The organism is Sporocytophaga sp. (genome assembly GCF_017745095.1).
In the GTDB taxonomy this organism is placed as follows: Bacteria; Bacteroidota; Bacteroidia; order Cytophagales; family Cytophagaceae; genus Sporocytophaga.
In genome coordinates this window covers 181,478-198,943 of the sequence record NZ_JAGHZZ010000001.1, presented here as the reverse complement: position 1 = coordinate 198,943, position 17,466 = coordinate 181,478, and the positions used below count along the sequence as shown (strand labels likewise).

The 17,466-nt window shown below is 37.0% G+C and carries 16 protein-coding genes; 10 read left to right on the top strand and 6 right to left on the bottom strand.

Annotation, left to right across the window (positions count from 1 at the left end):
- Positions 1–564: 564 nt before the first annotated feature.
- Complete coding sequence (locus J7604_RS00860) at positions 565–1,797, bottom strand: sugar MFS transporter (RefSeq protein WP_293889925.1); 1,233 nt, start codon at positions 1,795–1,797, stop codon at positions 565–567.
- A 117-nt stretch (positions 1,798–1,914) separates the two neighbouring features.
- Between J7604_RS00860 and J7604_RS00855 the strand changes: the two genes are divergently transcribed.
- Entirely contained in the window at positions 1,915–2,214 is a 300-nt protein-coding gene (locus J7604_RS00855) for a DUF4286 family protein (protein WP_293889923.1), read from the top strand.
- Between the two features lie 69 nt (positions 2,215–2,283).
- Here the strand turns inward: J7604_RS00855 and serS are convergent, their stop codons facing one another.
- Positions 2,284–3,552 carry a serine--tRNA ligase gene (serS, locus tag J7604_RS00850; protein WP_293889921.1) on the bottom strand — a complete coding sequence of 423 codons (1,269 nt, stop codon included), beginning with the start codon at positions 3,550–3,552 and terminating at the stop codon, positions 2,284–2,286.
- A 297-nt stretch (positions 3,553–3,849) separates the two neighbouring features.
- Here serS and rho point away from each other — a divergent pair, with 297 nt between their 5' ends.
- Positions 3,850–5,427, top strand: a complete 1,578-nt coding sequence (rho, locus tag J7604_RS00845) for a transcription termination factor Rho (RefSeq protein ID WP_028978988.1) — start codon at positions 3,850–3,852, stop codon at positions 5,425–5,427.
- 158 nt (positions 5,428–5,585) lie between these two features.
- Positions 5,586–6,647 carry a magnesium/cobalt transporter CorA gene (corA, locus tag J7604_RS00840; protein ID WP_293889918.1) on the top strand — a complete coding sequence of 354 codons (1,062 nt, stop codon included), beginning with the start codon at positions 5,586–5,588 and terminating at the stop codon, positions 6,645–6,647.
- 7 nt (positions 6,648–6,654) lie between these two features.
- Here the strand turns inward: corA and J7604_RS00835 are convergent, their stop codons facing one another.
- From J7604_RS00835 to J7604_RS00825, 3 genes are all read right to left on the bottom strand, one after another.
- Entirely contained in the window at positions 6,655–7,083 is a 429-nt protein-coding gene (locus J7604_RS00835) for an FKBP-type peptidyl-prolyl cis-trans isomerase (RefSeq protein ID WP_293889916.1), read from the bottom strand.
- 103 nt (positions 7,084–7,186) lie between these two features.
- The gene (locus tag J7604_RS00830; protein ID WP_293889914.1) at positions 7,187–8,152 is read right to left on the bottom strand and encodes an FKBP-type peptidyl-prolyl cis-trans isomerase; all 966 of its coding nucleotides are present in this window, start codon (positions 8,150–8,152) and stop codon (positions 7,187–7,189) included.
- On the bottom strand, positions 8,146–9,180 hold the full coding sequence (locus J7604_RS00825) for a DHH family phosphoesterase (RefSeq protein ID WP_293889912.1): 1,035 nt from the start codon (positions 9,178–9,180) through the stop codon (positions 8,146–8,148). Before J7604_RS00825 ends, J7604_RS00830 begins: the two co-directional genes overlap by 7 nt.
- A gap of 177 nt (positions 9,181–9,357) precedes the next feature.
- Here J7604_RS00825 and J7604_RS00820 point away from each other — a divergent pair, with 177 nt between their 5' ends.
- On the top strand, positions 9,358–9,777 hold the full coding sequence (locus J7604_RS00820; RefSeq protein WP_293889910.1) for a nucleoside-diphosphate kinase: 420 nt from the start codon (positions 9,358–9,360) through the stop codon (positions 9,775–9,777).
- Between the two features lie 84 nt (positions 9,778–9,861).
- Here the strand turns inward: J7604_RS00820 and J7604_RS00815 are convergent, their stop codons facing one another.
- The gene (locus tag J7604_RS00815; RefSeq protein WP_293889908.1) at positions 9,862–10,623 is read right to left on the bottom strand and encodes a segregation/condensation protein A; all 762 of its coding nucleotides are present in this window, start codon (positions 10,621–10,623) and stop codon (positions 9,862–9,864) included.
- A 278-nt stretch (positions 10,624–10,901) separates the two neighbouring features.
- Here J7604_RS00815 and dxs point away from each other — a divergent pair, with 278 nt between their 5' ends.
- The 6 genes from dxs (at position 10,902) to J7604_RS00785 (ending at position 17,293) form a co-directional block, all read left to right on the top strand.
- Entirely contained in the window at positions 10,902–12,818 is a 1,917-nt protein-coding gene (gene dxs, locus J7604_RS00810; RefSeq protein WP_293889906.1) for a 1-deoxy-D-xylulose-5-phosphate synthase, read from the top strand.
- 16 nt (positions 12,819–12,834) lie between these two features.
- Complete coding sequence (locus J7604_RS00805; RefSeq protein ID WP_293889904.1) at positions 12,835–13,614, top strand: alpha/beta hydrolase; 780 nt, start codon at positions 12,835–12,837, stop codon at positions 13,612–13,614.
- Positions 13,615–13,806: 192 nt separating this feature from the next.
- Entirely contained in the window at positions 13,807–14,946 is a 1,140-nt protein-coding gene (locus J7604_RS00800) for a hypothetical protein (protein ID WP_293889902.1), read from the top strand.
- A gap of 100 nt (positions 14,947–15,046) precedes the next feature.
- Positions 15,047–15,535, top strand: a complete 489-nt coding sequence (locus J7604_RS00795; protein ID WP_293889900.1) for an RNA polymerase sigma factor — start codon at positions 15,047–15,049, stop codon at positions 15,533–15,535.
- Positions 15,532–16,326 carry a hypothetical protein gene (locus J7604_RS00790; protein WP_293889898.1) on the top strand — a complete coding sequence of 265 codons (795 nt, stop codon included), beginning with the start codon at positions 15,532–15,534 and terminating at the stop codon, positions 16,324–16,326. The genes J7604_RS00795 and J7604_RS00790 overlap by 4 nt, the downstream gene beginning before the upstream one ends.
- 4 nt (positions 16,327–16,330) lie before the next feature.
- The gene (locus J7604_RS00785) at positions 16,331–17,293 is read left to right on the top strand and encodes a hypothetical protein (protein WP_293889896.1); all 963 of its coding nucleotides are present in this window, start codon (positions 16,331–16,333) and stop codon (positions 17,291–17,293) included.
- Positions 17,294–17,466 lie beyond the last annotated feature (173 nt).

Sequence of the window (17,466 nt, the reverse complement as noted above, 5' to 3'; positions counted from 1 at the left end):
TCATTTCTCTTCACACAACCTGTATATGTACACCAGTGTTTAGGCTTTGTTTTAAATGAAATCTGTTTGCCCACATTATTTATGGAGATTGCTCTGATTTATAAAAATTTCCCCCTCATTCTATTCAATAAAAAAAAATGATACCCTTAAAAAATTAATCTCTTTTTAATCCTATCTCATGCAAAAGCCCAAAGTGATAATATTCAAATACCATATATGATAAATTGATTTTAATTGCACAAAATTAGAGTTTATAAAATGTACCTTTAAAATCATCAAAAAAATACCAAACAGCCCCAACACTTTCTTAACAATATTGAACTTGTCTGGTTATCAATTTTAGGAACTTAACTAAAAAAAGAAAATTATGACAACTAAAGAAAAAGGTGCTCCAAAACCTCAGCCTACTAAACCTGAGGCACCAAAAAAACCAGAACCAAAAAAGAAATAAGGAAAATTTCTTTTACAAAAGCATGAGCCAATAGATTCGTGCTTTTATTTTTAAACAAGAAGAGGAAGGCATAAGCCTTCCTCTTCTTTTATTATACATCTTTTTACCTCGTTCTAATAGAAGTTGGTCCTCTTAGGATACCGAGACCCTTTAAGGCCAAAGTAAGCAATGAAAATATAACACAGGACAGGAAGAATAAATCCGGCTTTACCCTCTATTAATGCATGAGAAACGAATGGTACCACCGCTCCTCCGACAACTGCCATAATAAGCATTGCAGAGCCTTCCTCCGAAAATTTTCCAAGACCGTCAATCCCCATAGTAAAGATGCAAGGGAAAAGAACAGAGTTAAATAAACCTACAGCCACTATTGCGTAAATGGAAATTTGAGAATCTATTAACATAAAGCCCATTACAAGCAATGATGCGATAATAGAAAATATACCAATGCTCTTTCTTGGGCTAATCTTAACAAGTAAGGCTGAACCAACAAACCTTCCAACCATAGCACCTCCCCAGTATAAAACCGCCAAATCACTTGCTGCAGAAGCTAGATAAGTACCTATTGTAACCTCAGCACCTACATATGCAAAAATAGCAAGGGCACCAAGACCGGCATGAGAAAATTGCCACACCTGAGTTCTAGGAGGGTTTGTTTCCAAAACAAGAGGCTCAATTTCTTTAGTATTAATTCTAGGTAGTCTGGAGAAAAACAGAAAAACACCAAGCAACAATAACACTATGCCAAGCAGTACAAATGGAAGCTGCACAAAATGAACTACAGAATTTCTGATTTCTTCAGGTGACATATCAAAATAGCTCCTTTCATTAAGACCAGAAAGCTCCATAAGAAATCCTGAGGCAAACAATGTCGCTACAAATGCTCCCAGAGAATTAAAGGCCTGTACCAAAGTTAATTTACTTGCACCCTTTCCCCTTGAACCAAGCAGAGCTACATATGGGTTTGCCGCTACCTGAAGGATGGTGATACCTGTGGCTTGAATGAATAGAGCTGTCATAAAGAATGAGTAAGATCTCATTCCTGTTGCGGGATAAGCAAGGAAGCAACCTGCAGCTGCAAGGCCTAAACCCGTCATCATTCCTTTTCTGTAACCGATTTTATCTATTAATTTCCCGGAAGGCACTGCCATTATAAAATATGTGGCAAAAAACAGAAAATTCATAGATATTGCTTCAATGTAGCTAAGCTGAAATACCGTTCGTAAATCATTAGCAAGCATTATATTTGTTACCGTTATGAGTCCCCACATAAAAAACAATGTGGAAAGCACCGCGAACACAATCGTATAATTGGGTGATTCTTTTTCTGGGTTTAAAAAAGACATATTTAGAATGATTTACAAGTTTGAATTTTTCCTGGGTTCTATATAAATAAAAATTACGAATAAAACTTAAACTTGTTACCTAAATATACTTTTATCAATAAAAATTATTATTAAAAAATGATTATATACAATCTCACGCTTGTTTCGCTTCCGGAAATTCAATCGGAAGTATTGAATGAAATAAAAAAAAATTACATTCCTGGCTTACAGGAAAACAGGCATGGATCAAGTTACAAGGTTATGAGAATCCTATCCGGGGAGGGGAATGAAAGTACCTTTGCGTTACAGATTTCATTTGATAATCAAGATAATTATATTTCATTCGCTGGCAACTACGAATATATACTTCTTGAAGAAATACAAAAAAAATTCCCCAATCAGGTTATGCCTTTTGCAACCCTTCTTGAGGAATTATAATATCGTTTAATTTAAGTTATTATCTTCCTTTATAAGATTCATGGAATTTAACCTTTTAAAAAGAAAAGGTTAAATTCTGTCAAAACCTGTATACGGAACCAGAACCTCCGGAATTTTAATACCATCCTTATCCTGATTATTTTCAAGTAAAGCAGCAACAATTCTTGGAAGAGCTAGTGCACTGCCATTTAAAGTATGCAGAAGTCTAGTTTTTCCTTCAGATTTAAAGCGTAATTTAAGTCTGTTGGCCTGGAATGTCTCAAAGTTACTTACAGAACTCACTTCAAGCCATCTTTTCTGAGCCGCAGAATAAACTTCAAAATCATATGTCAGAGCAGAGTTAAAACTCATATCTCCACCACAAAGACGCAAAATACGGAACTGTAGACCAAGTTTGTATAACAATTCTCTCACATGATCAACCATTTTGTCCAGAGCTTCATAAGAAGAATCAGGATGAACGATCTGAACAATCTCCACCTTATCAAACTGATGCAACCTGTTTAAGCCTCTGACATCAGCCCCCCATGATCCCGCTTCTCTTCTGAAACAAGGAGTGTAACCAACATTCTTCACAGGAAGATCTTCCTCTTTAACAATAACATCTCTGTAAATATTAGTGATCGGAACCTCAGCAGTTGGAATGAGGTAAAAATTATCGGCAGATGCAAAATACATTTGCCCCTCTTTGTCAGGAAGCTGACCCGTAGCAAATCCTGAATCCGCATTTACTAAAATAGGAGGTTGCACTTCTCCATAACCGGCTTTCAGGGCTTCATCCAGAAAGAAGTTAATCAAAGCTCTCTGAAGTCTGGCACCTTTACCTTTATATACAGGAAAACCTGCACCAGTAAGTTTTACACCAAGATCAAAATCAATGATGTCAAATTTTTTAATAAGCTCCCAGTGGGGAAGTGCACCGTCATAAAGTGCCGGAGTGCTGCCATGTTCAAAAACATTTAGGTTTTCTTCGGGAGTACGTCCTTCTGGAACTGATGAATGAGGAAGATTGGGGAGCTTAACCAATGTATCATTTAATTCGCCTTCAAGACTTGCAAGTTTGTCCTCCTGTTCTTTACTCTTAGTCCTAAGATCAGCAGCTACAGCTTTAGCCTCCTCTGCAGCATCTTTTTGACCAGTTTTCATCAACTGCCCAATTTCTTTGGCCTTTGTGTTGCTTTGAGCAAGTATATCGTCAAGAAGTCTTTGCGTATCTCTTCTTTGTTGGTCAATCTCGATTACCTTATCAACGAACGTTTCAGCATCTTTAAAGTATTTTTTCTTCAGTCCGGCAATTACTTCCGTTTTATTCTCACGTATAAAAGCAATCTGTAACATATATTTTATTTGAAAAGAGCACAAATAAACCTAAAAAGACCACACGAGTCCAAACTTTTTATTTATTTTCCGCGTTAAAAATTTTAAATAAATAAAAATTACTTGACAATTATCTCCTGATAATTTAATATTGCAGAACCAAAACAGCATTTGAGCTTTTTCTTAAACAAGTTCATTTCTTTTTAGTTTAACTTAACATCTTAATAAATAACCAGTTTTCATCCTTAAATGGGTTTCCCTTTTAAAACATAATCAGGGTTGGTTAGTTGATCGTGTTTAATCTATCAGAGCATTTCTATGTACAATATTGAAGAATTAGAGGACAGATTATTATCTGAATTGAAGGACATTGCCGAAAAGTTAGGTATTCAGAATTTTAAAAAGCTTCAGAAAAAAGAACTCATATATAAAATCCTCGACCAACAGGCGGTAATGCCAGAGCCGCAACTCACCGAAAACAAACAAATGATGACAATTGACAATACGGAAGACGGCTCAAGAGATGAAAAGGAGCCTAGAAAAAGGATCAGAAAGAGAGAAAATGTAAAGGAAACTGAGCCAGCTAATGAAGAGTTCCCTTCCTTTTCCAGTTCAAATGAATTTGTTTTCGAACCTTTCCAAAGAGAATCCGAGCCACTATTTGAAACAGCAGCCCCAGCAGTTTCCACTTTTGAAGAAATCAGAGAAGAAAAGCCTGTAGAAAGAATAAAATCAACAAGACCAACACCTCAAAACAGCGGTGGCGTTAGTATGCGTGAGTTTGATGGCATTATTCTTAACTCAGGTGTACTAGAAATAATGCAGGACGGTTATGGTTTCTTAAGATCAGCAGACTATAACTATCTTGCGAGCCCTGACGATATATATGTATCTCCTTCACAGATAAAACTATTCGGATTAAAAACAGGTGACACTGTTAAAGGTCAGATCAGACCTCCGAAAGAAGGTGAAAAATATTTTGCTCTACTAAGAGTTGAAAGTGTAAACGGAAAGACCACGGAAGAAATCAGAGATCGTATTCCATTCGAATTCCTTACGCCTCTTTTCCCACAGGAAAGACTTAACCTTAGCACAACACACAATCAATTATCTACCAGAATCCTTGATCTTTTCGCACCAATCGGAAAAGGCCAAAGAGGTATGATTGTAGCTCAGCCTAAAACAGGTAAAACAGTTCTCCTAAAAGAAATTGCAAACGCTATTGCCACAAACCACCCGGAAGTGTATCTGATGATCCTATTGATCGACGAGCGTCCTGAGGAGGTTACAGATATGGCAAGAAACGTGAAAGCTGAAGTAATCTCTTCTACTTTCGACGAACAGGCTGAAAGACACGTAAAGATTGCTTCTATTGTACTTGAGAAAGCTAAGAGAATGGTTGAATGCGGACACGATGTTGTTATACTGCTTGACTCAATCACAAGGCTTGCAAGAGCATATAATACAGTTGTTCCGTCTTCAGGTAAAATACTTTCGGGTGGTGTGGATGCAAACGCTCTTCATAAACCTAAAAGATTCTTCGGTGCTGCAAGAAACGTAGAAAATGGTGGATCTCTTACTATCATTGCAACTGCTCTTATAGAGACTGGAAGTAAAATGGACGAGGTTATCTTTGAAGAATTCAAAGGTACCGGTAACATGGAACTTCAATTGGACAGAAAGCTTTCAAACAAAAGAATCTACCCTGCTATTGACGTTCCTGCTTCAGGAACAAGACGTGAAGATCTTCTTATGGATAAAGATGAGCTTTCAAGAGTTTGGATTCTTAGAAAATACATGTCAGATATGACGTCCGTAGAAGCAATGGACTTCCTGATAGACAAAATGAAAAACACCAAGGACAACAACGAGTTCCTTGTTTCAATGAACGGATAGGTATTAAACTACCAATAAACAAAAAAGCGGCCCAGTGCCGCTTTTTTTCTACCTATCTAACAAACTTTTGATACAGGATCTGCAAACATTCTTCTTTTTATTCCTTTTTAAATTCCAATAGATTACAAGTTTGTTCATATCACTTTTTACATAACACTATGAGAAGTGTAAGACCTCACAATACAAGAAAAGCAGGACTCTCTCCCGGAACCCTTGCAGAAAGAGAAAGCATTGGTACCGCAGCTTTTATAACCATTATGAGTTATAACGAAGCTTCACTTGAGGAACGAAATATTACAAATCTTGATGAACTGAAGCAATATAAAACTTCAGACAAGGTTTCCTGGATCAATATTGATGGAACAGAAGACAGCGAAAGCCTTAGTAAGATCGGGGAAATATTTAACTTACATTCTCTGTTGCTTGAAGACATATCTATAGCTGGCCAAAGGCCAAAAGTAGACGACTTTGATGATCAACTCTTTGCAACGTTAAATATGCTTAGCTATGATGATAAAAAAAACTGTATTTCAGTAGAACAAATCAGCATTGTTTTAGGACCTAATTATGTACTGTCCTTTCAGGAAGCTGGAGGAGATGTGTTCGATCCTAACAGATTTCGAATCAGGACAAGCAAAGGAAAACTCAGAAAATCTCCATCTGATTATCTTTTCTATACACTCATAGATACCATTGTGGACAATTACTTTCTTATTCTTGAAAAAATCGGTGAGAAGCTGGAAGATATAGAAGACGCACTTATTGCAGAGCCTACCGAAGATATTCTTAACGAATTGTATTCAATAAAAAGAGAGCTGATACTTTTGAGAAGATCTATTTGGCCACTACGCGAAGTATTAATGAAATTTGAAAGAGAAGAGTTTGAACAGATTTCTCCGACCACTCAAACTTATTTTAAAGATGTCTACGATCATACCGTTCAAATCATAGACACACTGGAATCTTTCCGGGATTTATCCGGTGGCATGCTTGATTTGTACATGTCCAGTATCAGCAACAAAATGAATGCAATCATGAAAGTGCTGACTGTTATCTCAACGATCTTCATTCCCCTGTCATTCCTTGCGGGAGTTTATGGAATGAACTTTGAAAACATTCCCGAGCTGAAGAACAAATACGGCTATTATATTTTCCTCGCCTCTTGTTTTGTTATAATCGTTTCAATGCTTGCATACTTTAAAAAGAAAAAATGGCTCTGAAAAAGCATTACTTTACTTTTATCAAATGCATTTCAAATATTAAAGTTGCATTGGGAGGAATTACATAAGCTCCGGGGTGCTCATCATCTTTTACACCTTTTTTACCATATCCAAGATTACCAGGAACAATCAAAACCCCCTCCTCACCTTCTGACATCAGCAGAACTCCTTCATCCCAGCCAGGAATTACCTCTTTATTACCCAAGACAAACTGAAAAGGACTTCCAGCATCATAACTACTGTCAAACTGTTTTCCATCAGCAAACTTCCCTCTGTAATGTACCTTTACTTTTGCTCCTGAATATGCTTTCTTCCCAGTACCTTTTTTCTTCACAACGTACTTCAAGCCCGATTTTGTTGTAATGGTATCACCTTCAGCAAAAGCGTAGTTCACCGTAAGTAAAAAAGCTAAGCAAAAATATATTATATGTTTCATAACTAAATTTTAGAAAGAAAAACGGAGATTAAAAAAATAGGTTTAAAGAAAGAGAGGGCTGCCCAATAAGAACAACCCTCTCTCTACTATTTATTTCTTGATGTTACTTCTTAACATCGAGTACCTCGATATCAAATACTAAAGGTGAATTTTTAGGAATCAGATATTTATCTTTGTTTGCAGGATCAGGTACTCCAGTCTTTCCATAACCAAGAGGAGACGGAATAAAGATTGTGGCTTTATCTCCTTTACCAAGCACCTGAAGCGCATCTTCCCATCCTGGAATGACCCTTCCTAGACCTACAACAACAGTGAAAGGATCTTTACCTACTGAAGAGTCAAATGTCGTTCCATCAAGGAGTTTTCCAGTGTATTCTACAGTAACAGTATCGCCTTTGGTGATAAGTGGAGAATCTGCATCTTTCGTAATCAAATATGAAACACCATGCTTTGTTCTCTGGGCAGTAATTCCTTCTGCTTTCAATTTTTTGTCAATAATAGCTTGGTCTGTTGCTAATTGACCTTTTACAGAGGCAGAATCAAGCATTTTGGTGATATATTCATCAACCATTGCCATTTGCTGCTTATTCATCTCCTGCTGTTGTTTTCTATACTTTTCTCTCTCAGCAGCTACTTCTTTTTTGGTATACACTTTTACTACTTTAACATTGAACGTAGTAAAGCTACCTGGTTTAATTTCTTTAGGCATTTGAGTATTGAATCTCTTTTGGTAAAGAGAATCACTGCTCACTAGAAAAATAGCACTGTCACCTTCACTAAGCAAAACCAATCCTTCTTCAAGACTTCCTTTGAAAGGTGATTCTGAAACAAGTATATCTATTGGGTTTCCATAATTTTGTTTTGCTGTGCTGAATGTGTCCTTTTCATTCTTATAGCTCATTTGTACAAGGGCTACGCTTCCAACTTCAATATTCTTGCCCCCAGTTGAGTCCTTTACAATCTTGTATTTAAGGCCGTTCTCGGTTTTTTTATATCCGTCACATGAAGACAGGATACCGGAAGCGGCTAAAATACATAGGCCAACTGCCGCAACACTTTTCTTTAACATAATGATTTTTCTAGTTTATAGTTCTGATACAATTGTTCTTTATAGGCTGGAAGCACTTCAATAAATTTCTTTACAGTATCTTCAAGATTCAAATTTGATTTTCCTCCTGCTGCATTCAGATGACCTCCTCCTTCAAAATGTCTCCTTGCGAATTCATTGACAGAAAAATCACCTTTGGACCTGAAAGATAGTTTTACAGAATCTGGTCTGTCTATAATAACTGCCGCAATCACCACTCCATCAATGGATAGAGCATAATTGACCAACCCTTCCGTATCTCCGGTTTGCGAATCAAACCTTTTCAAATCCTCTTCCGATATCGCTATATATGCAGTATAAAGGTCTCTTATAACGACAAGCTTTTCCTGAAGAGCAAAACCTAAAAATCGAAGCTTGGATTCTGAGTTATTATCATATATAAGCCTGTGGATCCTTGATACATCTACCGCAAGGTTCAGAAGTTCTGCAATAATCATATGCACTTCCTTATTCGTGCTGGGATGTCTGAATGAGCCGGTGTCTGTCATAATTCCTGCATAGATGCATTCACCTATGCAAGTGTCAAGATATTCTCTGTCGCCTAAGCCAATAATAAGCTTATAAATAAGCACTGCGGTGGCGGCAGCTTTGATATCCCAGAAAACAAAGTCAGCAAAATACTCCGGTTCAAGGTGATGATCAATCAGAACTTTTGTGGCCGTGGCATTTTTTACAAGATCTCCGAGGTCATTTATTCTACCTAGGGCGGAAAAATCCAGACAAAAAATAACTTCTGCTTCCTTTACTAATTTTGCAGACAACTCAACATTTTCTTCATAGACAATCACCTCATCATTACCATTCATCCAGTTAAGAAAAGTAGGATAATCGGTTGGGGTAATTACCTTCGGATCATGACCTTTTTTCTTGAGATAAGCCCACATCGCAAGCGAAGAACCCAAAGCATCAGCATCAGGTTTTGCATGAGTTGTGATAACAATTTTTTTTGGAGTCCTTAGGATTTCCCTTAAAGATACAAGATCCTGCATTGATTTCTTGGACGAATAGACCCGTAGAATTTAATTATGCTTAAACAAAATTCTCTAGCTTTTGATTATAAAAAATTAGAGAATCGGCGCAAAATGAGAATTTTTTAAAAAAAAACCAATATTTCAGGAATCTGTATAATTTTGCGCTCTGAAATTTGTAACCCTAACAACAAAAATATGGCTGGTAACAGAACTTTTTCAATGATTAAACCTGATGCAGTAGCGGCAGGTAATTCAGGTGCAATTTTAAAGATGATCGAAGAAGCGGGATTCAGAATTGTGGCTTTAAAAAAATTCAAACTTTCTGAAGAGCGTGCAGGTCAATTTTATGAAGTACACAAAGAAAGACCTTTTTACAACGATCTTAAGAAGTATATGTCTAGCGGATTTATCGTACCAATGATTCTTGAAAAAGACAATGCAGTGGCTGATTTCCGTAAGCTGATTGGTGCTACAAACCCTGCAAATGCTGAGCCTGGCACTATCCGTAAATTGTATGCTAAATCAATCGAAGCAAATGCAATCCACGGATCTGACTCTGATGAGAATGCAGCTATCGAAGGAAGCTTCTTCTTCTCTGGACTGGAGCAATTTTAATAATGCGAAAAGCAAAAAGCTGAAAGCAGAAAGTTAAATTGCTCTCTGTCTTCAGCTTTTCGCCTTACGCTTTCAGCTTTGTGCTTACAGCTCTGTTACTTCTTCCGTCTGTCCCTGCCTCTTCTCTACCCAGAAATTATTAAATCCTTCTCCTACATAAATCATTAGATAACCTTGTGTCAATAGTTCCAAAATTGCAAGGAAGTTGTAAACCATAGCTATCTTGGTTCTGAATTCTGAAATGACATCTTCAAAAGACAGCCTAGCAACACCGCTGAGCTTGGTCAATATATATTCTTTCTGATTTTCAATGGTATAAGGATACTGCACCACCGTATGAATAGGCTTGTTCTTTTCCTCTTCAAATTTTCGTAATACTCTTTCATAAACTTTCAGAAGCTTGTAAAGATCAATATCCTGGAGTTCTGACTCTACATCACTTACTTCCGAAAGTTGTTTTAATTCCTTTACAATGTTACCACGCTTTTCGAGGTTCATTCGTTCCTCCTCAAGATTAGCAAGATCATTAATAATGCTCTTATACTTTTTATATTCAAGCAGGTGGGCCACAAGTTCTTCCCTCGGATCGACCTCATTACCTTGCTCATCTATTTCTGGTCTTGGCAATAACATTTTGGCCTTCACTCTCATTAAGGTTGCAGCAACAAGGATGAATTCACTGGCAACCTCAATATTCATCTCTTCCAGTCGATGGATATACTCAAGGAAGTCATTGGTTATTTTTGAAATAGGAATATCATAAATATCCAGCTCATCTCTCTCAATGAAAAAGAGCAAAAGGTCGAACGGACCAGTAAAGAGGGGTAATTTAATTTCGAAGCTCACTTAGTAAATTTAACAGTAGTCTTTCAAACGGCAAAATCAATCCTGATTTATAATCCGGGCCATAATTTGGATGCAAAAATCATAACTGACTGACTTATAACAAAAGACACTACAAAATTGATTTTCTGGGTCTATATATGCATTATAAAAAATCCTTTTATAAAAAACTCAGTATAATATCTGGGTTATTCTGGCGTTATTTGCCTGAGGCACATTTTTTCTTTTTTTAATTTAAGAAAACATATATTCTTTTATCTTTGTTTTAGTTTGGACTTGCCATGTTAATAAAACCGGGAAAATTATTGGGTCAGATCGACTCTCCTGAAGATCTGAGAAAACTGGATGAAACGCAGCTTTACCAGGTTTGTACCGAGCTTAGACAATTTATCGTTGATAATGTCTCAGTTTACGGAGGACATTTCGCTGCCGGGCTTGGCGTGGTCGAACTTACCGTTGCGCTTCATTATGTATTTAATACCCCTAAAGATCAGCTTGTCTGGGATGTGGGACATCAGGCCTATGGACACAAAATTCTGACAGGCAGAAGGGACGTTTTTCATACAAACAGACTCTACAAAGGCATTTCCGGTTTTCCGAAAAGAAGCGAAAGCCCTTATGATTCATTTGGTGTCGGACACTCATCCACATCAATTTCTGCTGCTCTTGGTATGGCTGTGGGATCTAAATATAAACAAGAGTCTGACAAACAGCATATAGCAGTAATCGGCGACGGAGCTTTAACAGCCGGACTTGCATTCGAAGCAATGAATCATGCCGGGGTTTCCAACAGCAATCTGCTAATCGTACTCAATGACAATTGCATGGCAATTGATCCTAATGTTGGGGCGCTTAAGGATTATCTTACAGACATTACCACATCACAGACTTATAATAAACTTAGGGACGAGGCATGGCACATTTTGGGTAAAATAAGCAAATTCGGGCCGAACGCTCAGACTATTGCTTCCAAAATTGAAACTGCTTTAAAATCTTCTCTGCTAAAAAACAGTAATCTTTTTGAATCTCTTAAAATAAGATATTTTGGTCCAGTAGACGGTCATGACATTGACCATCTGGTGAATATCTTTAATGATCTCAAAAATATTCCGGGACCCAAAATCCTTCACTGTGTTACAACAAAAGGAAAAGGATTCCCTCTGGCTGAAAAAGATCAGGTGAAGTGGCATGCTCCGGGAAAATTTGATAAGCTAACAGGAGAAATCAGTATCAAACATTATGATACTCCTCAGGCTCCTAAATTTCAAGATGTTTTCGGCCATACTATTGTTGAGCTGGCCGAAAAGAATTCTAAAATAATGGGGATTACCCCAGCTATGCCATCAGGATCTTCATTAAATATCATGATGGACAAAATGCCTGACAGGGCATTTGATGTTGGTATAGCAGAACAGCATGCAGTAACTTTTTCTGCGGGATTAGCCACGCAAGGACTTATTCCTTTTTGCAATATTTATTCTTCTTTCATGCAACGTGCATATGATTCTGTCATTCACGATGTTTGTCTGCAGAATTTACCTGTAGTTTTCTGTCTTGACAGAGCCGGACTTGCAGGCGCCGATGGTCCTACACATCACGGAGCATACGATATTGCTTTCATGAGATGTATTCCGAACATGGTTGTTTCTTCTCCTATGAATGAGAGTGAATTGAGAAATCTCATGTACACGGCTCAATTGGATGGAAACGGGCCATTTACAATCAGATACCCAAGAGGTCAAGGAGTAATGCCAGAATGGCGCCTTCCATTCGAAAAGATTGAGATTGGAAAAGGACGTACAGTAAGAGAAGGAGAAGACATTGCAATACTAACGTTCGGCCCAATAGGGAATAATGCAGTAGACGCTTGCAATATACTTGATCACGAAGAGTTAACGCCAGCTCACTATGACATGAGATTTGCCAAGCCACTTGACGAAGAGCTTTTACACAAGATCTTCAAGAAATTTAAAAAAGTCATTACAGTTGAAGATGGCTGCTTGCAAGGTGGATTTGGAAGTGCTGTTCTTGAATTTATGGCAGACAACAACTACTCAGCAAAAATAGTGAGGCTGGGTATTCCGGATAAAATCATAGAACATGGTGAGCAGCCACAGCTTTACAAAGAATGTGGTTATGGCACAGAAGGAATTGTAGAAGCAGTCAGGTCTTTAACCAGCATTGTTCATCAAGAATAGAATATCACAAAAATTAATGGCTATTTCATCTTTAAAATACAAATCAGCAGGCCGCGGGCCTGCTGTTGTTTTTATACACGGATTCTGTGAAGAAAAATCCCTCTGGAAAGACTTTTTAAACCACTTCCAAAGCGATTACCATGTAATAACCCCAGACCTGCCAGGATTTGGCGAAAGTCCATTGGATACCACACCTGTAAGCATGGAATACTTTGCCGATGAAGTAAGAAATCTGTTAAAAGATCTTTCTGTTAAAGAATGTGTCATAATTGGGCATTCCCTTGGCGGATATGTGGCCCTGGCATTTGCAGAGAAATATCCTGAAATGCTTAAAGGAATGGGCTTGTTTCACTCTACAGCTTTTGAGGATAGCATTGAGAAGAAGGAAAATAGAAACAGGACCATTCAATTTATTGAGAAAAATGGAGTTGATCCTTTTGCAGACAGCTTTGTAGAACCTCTGTTTTTCATGAGGAACAGAAAGAATCTGCAAGAAGAAATTCAGATGATGATTGAAACAACCAGAAATACTTCAATGCAATCAATCATTGAAACAACCAAGGCAATGCGCGACAGGAAAGAAAGAATAGATGTGTTGAAAAATGTGGAAGTACCAGTTCTCTTCATTGTTGGTAAAGACGACGGTCCTGTACCTTTGGAAAAAAGCCTTGAACAATGTTACATGCCCAAATACAGTATAGTTCATTTTTTCTCCGAGTGCGGCCATATGGGAATGTTCGAGAAGAGAGAGGAGACATTAAAGGCCGTTGAGAAATATCTGGAGTTGTGTTTTTAAATACCATTTTGCTCTATTAGCCCATTCTTATACGATTATGGGCTCATTTATTTTTACAAACCTTCTACATAAAATAACCCAGTGTCATTCGCTCCTTAGTTGGAAACGATGGTTGGAATTTAATTTTTTTAGTCAAGAAACATCTGATTAATAGAAAATTATAATGACCTTCGCTTAGTAAGTACATTATATATGAAAATCAAAATTTATTTCCTGCTTGCTCTTTTTTGTGTAAGCTGTCACAAAGACAAAGAGGAAATTACCTTTCCTGGATTTCAACGTTTTTTTGAGCTCCCCCTAAGCTGCCAGGGAGAAATTGTTTCCCTTCTGCTACCTGATGATTCCTATTTAATAGCTGCAGACAACAAAGAGGGAGATGTGTACCTATTAAAGATTGCTAAAGACGGGAAAAGATTGGGCGAAATATCCTTTGGAACTGAACAGACTGAGGAAGTTAAATCTATTTTTAAAAATGCCAATGGAAACTACATAGTTGCCGGAACGACCATAAATTCAACAAATAATAATATTTTCATTTGGGAATTTAATGACAAGCTTCAGTTAGTTAAAAATCATGGATATGGTGAAGTTTCTTATTTATCAAAGCTGATTTATATAACCGAAACTGCTAAAGCTGGAACATATCTTTTAATTGGAGAAACCTCTCTCGAAAAAGGGAAAAAAGTTATTTCTGTTGAGACCGATTTAAAGAATAGTGCAACTCCTAAAGAACTTATCATACAGGATTTCCGGGAAGGTATTCAATCAGTATTTCAAACACCAAACTCCGAATTACTGTGGACAGGATACTTCACAGATGGCAACTTTACTAATATTTCACTCATAAAATCAGATTTACAATGCAACTTTGAGTGGAACCTGAACTATACTTCATTTGATAACAGAAATCAAGTGGGGTATGGCACTATAGCAAACAAGTCCGGAGATCTATTTATTTGTGGCTCTAACCAAACAGATGAGACCGGAATAGATTTTTTTATTGCAAAAGCTAGTCTTAATGGCAAAAAGATCAAAGAGTACACTTATGAAAGACCTGCAAATCAATTTCCGAAGTCCATTATGCAAATGAATGGAGAAATTTTTATTGCTGGATCTACAGAAGAAAACGGGACCCGTGATATCCTGGTAGTCAAGTTCAATTCCGACCTTATCCCCACCGGACAAAAAATAATCGGCACTCCAAGCCAAGATGAAGGAAGGTTAATATTGCCAGCTCAAGATGGCTCCGTTCTGCTTCTTGCTAAAGTCAGCATTGGAAATGAATGTAAACTCGCTGCTTATAAGTTCAAGCCGGGAGAAGTACATTTTTAATTATATCTTATCCTTTCTAATAAAAAAATGAACAGACTGTAACATTTAGAACCCCTTATTTGTCTCAGGTGCTGTTCATTTCAATTTTATCTGCAAATAATTGAAAATAGAAAAATATAACGAAGCTGTAAAACTCTATTATAACAGACTCTTCTGGTATGTTGCAAAGAGTGCTGATGACAATGATCTAGCCAAGGACATTGTTCAGGATTGCTTTGCAAAATTGTGGATAGAGAGGAAAAATATAGATGAAAACAAAATAAAACCCTGGTTATTCTCTGTCGCACACAATTCGATGATCAATCATATAAAGCGAGAAAAGAAGTCTGTCTCAATAGAACAAAGTGGATTACACGAACCACAGGTTCCAATTAATTCAGAATTTGAAACCAAAGAAGTCATCGAAAAATGTCTGGAAGGACTTCCTTCAATTCAAAGATCTATTATAATTCTGAAAGATCTTGAAGGATACGATTATAAAGAAATAGGTAAAATAACCGGACTAAGTATGGAGCAAGTAAAAGTTTACTTATTTCGAGGAAGACAGAAGTTAAAGAATTCCATTAAAGAAATAAAACTGTTGTTATGAATAGCACACAGATAACTCGCGATAATGTAGAAGAATGGCTTTTTGAATACTGTGAAGGAACTTTGACTGATGAGGAAAAATTGAATGTCGAAGCCTTTATAAGCCAAAATCCCGAATATCGGGAAGAGTTGAGTTTCTGGGAAGATTCTTATCTGCCACAATTATCTGCATCTCCTCTGCCGCCGGAAGCGCAGCAATTATTGAAAACTAACTATTTTCACCTGAAATTTTCAACATTATTTAAATGTATGGCTGTTCTTTCGGCACTATCATTCATTCTAATTCTATATTTTAAATCACACAACGAAGGAAGCAAAAGTCAACAAAAGAGTATACTTAAAACTGACAAACATATAAGGCACTCTGAAAACCCTGCCGTTCCTGAAAAGAGACAACTTGAAACGCTCAGAATTGTGAAAGCGGATAATCCAAAGTCAGAAATTTTAAACACGAAAATAGTTGAAAAGATCCAGGAGAATAACTTAAAAGTTTCAGACATTGCCATTTCTCCAGATTCAGCCTCTGTTGAGCCAGGTGGTTTATTACCCAAACTGAACAATGAGATAACAGATGAATACACGAGGGAAGCACCTGTTGCGAACCCGCTCCCTGCGGATCAGACAGAAAAGAAAGAACTTGGGAAAAATAACATTACGAAAGCCAAACTTTCTCCTTCACAAAGAAGGAAGGTTGCACGGGAAATAAGAAAAGCACAAGACTTGAAAGAACAAGAGCAGCTCATGAATGGGAACAAACCCTATATAGTACCATCAGATGAGACTATGCAATAAACCAATGAAGTTCTACTTAATTTTTGCATTTCTGTGTGGCTTCTTTCAAAATTTGCAGGCACAAAGTCAGATCACTGCATTGCCTTTGAAATACAACCCTGCCAATGCTGGCTTTACAGGAGGAGGACGGTTATCAATATATGCCGCAACACAACCTAAATCAGGCAGGAATGAATTTCAGATAGCCACAAAATCTTTGCATTCTACAGCTTTTTCTTATGATCATTTTATTCAAAAAATATCCACGGGTATTGGTTTTCAGACAGCTTATATGGGGGAATCAATAGAACCTGCAGAATATGATTATGGATCCTTTCTCAATGCCGATTATATTCCGGGATATTATAACTCCTCTGTAAATGGCTATAATTTCCTTGCTGCCATTTCTCCGAAAATTTCCTTTCAGGGAAAATATACACTTGCTCCAGGTTTCAGTATTGAATATACTAACCTGACTATAAATACTAAGTTTAGTCAACTTTACCTGTACCCAGAAGCAAATTATAATCTTGAAAAATACAAATACACTATTGGCATTTTACTCAACACAAAAAATTACTTCATAGGCTACTCATCCCAGGTTTATTATAAATCAAAAGGAAAGCATAATGAAGTTTATTACCAATTTCCCTACTTCTTATTTCAGGCAGGCTGCGTTTTAAAAAGAAGCAATAAATCCAAGTTCGTCTTTACGCCTACTTTACTTGTGAGAGTGAGGAACTTCGATATTAAAGGCTATAAAAAGTTCTCCCTACTAATCAATCTAAACTTTAAATACAAAAAAATTATATGGGGAGTAATGCCAGGCATCATGGTCGGCTATCAAGGTGAGTCTATTACATTTCAGCTTAACTATTCACCTGTAAATTTCCAATATTTGTATGACCCTATGGAGCGCTTTAGCAAACAGTTTGAGTTGAATATTAAATACAGAATATTCAAAAATCATGGGTTGACTTCACATTAATCTTAAATCAGAATTATCTAATGATCATAAAGCATAAGGCTCTGCTATACGCTGATATCATTAAAAACTTTTTAATTAATTTTTTGCATTCACTGTAACATCTCACTGTATTCATTTGTCTCAGGAACTGCCAATCAAGATTATAAAAAATCAAACGGCATAATAATTTAAAC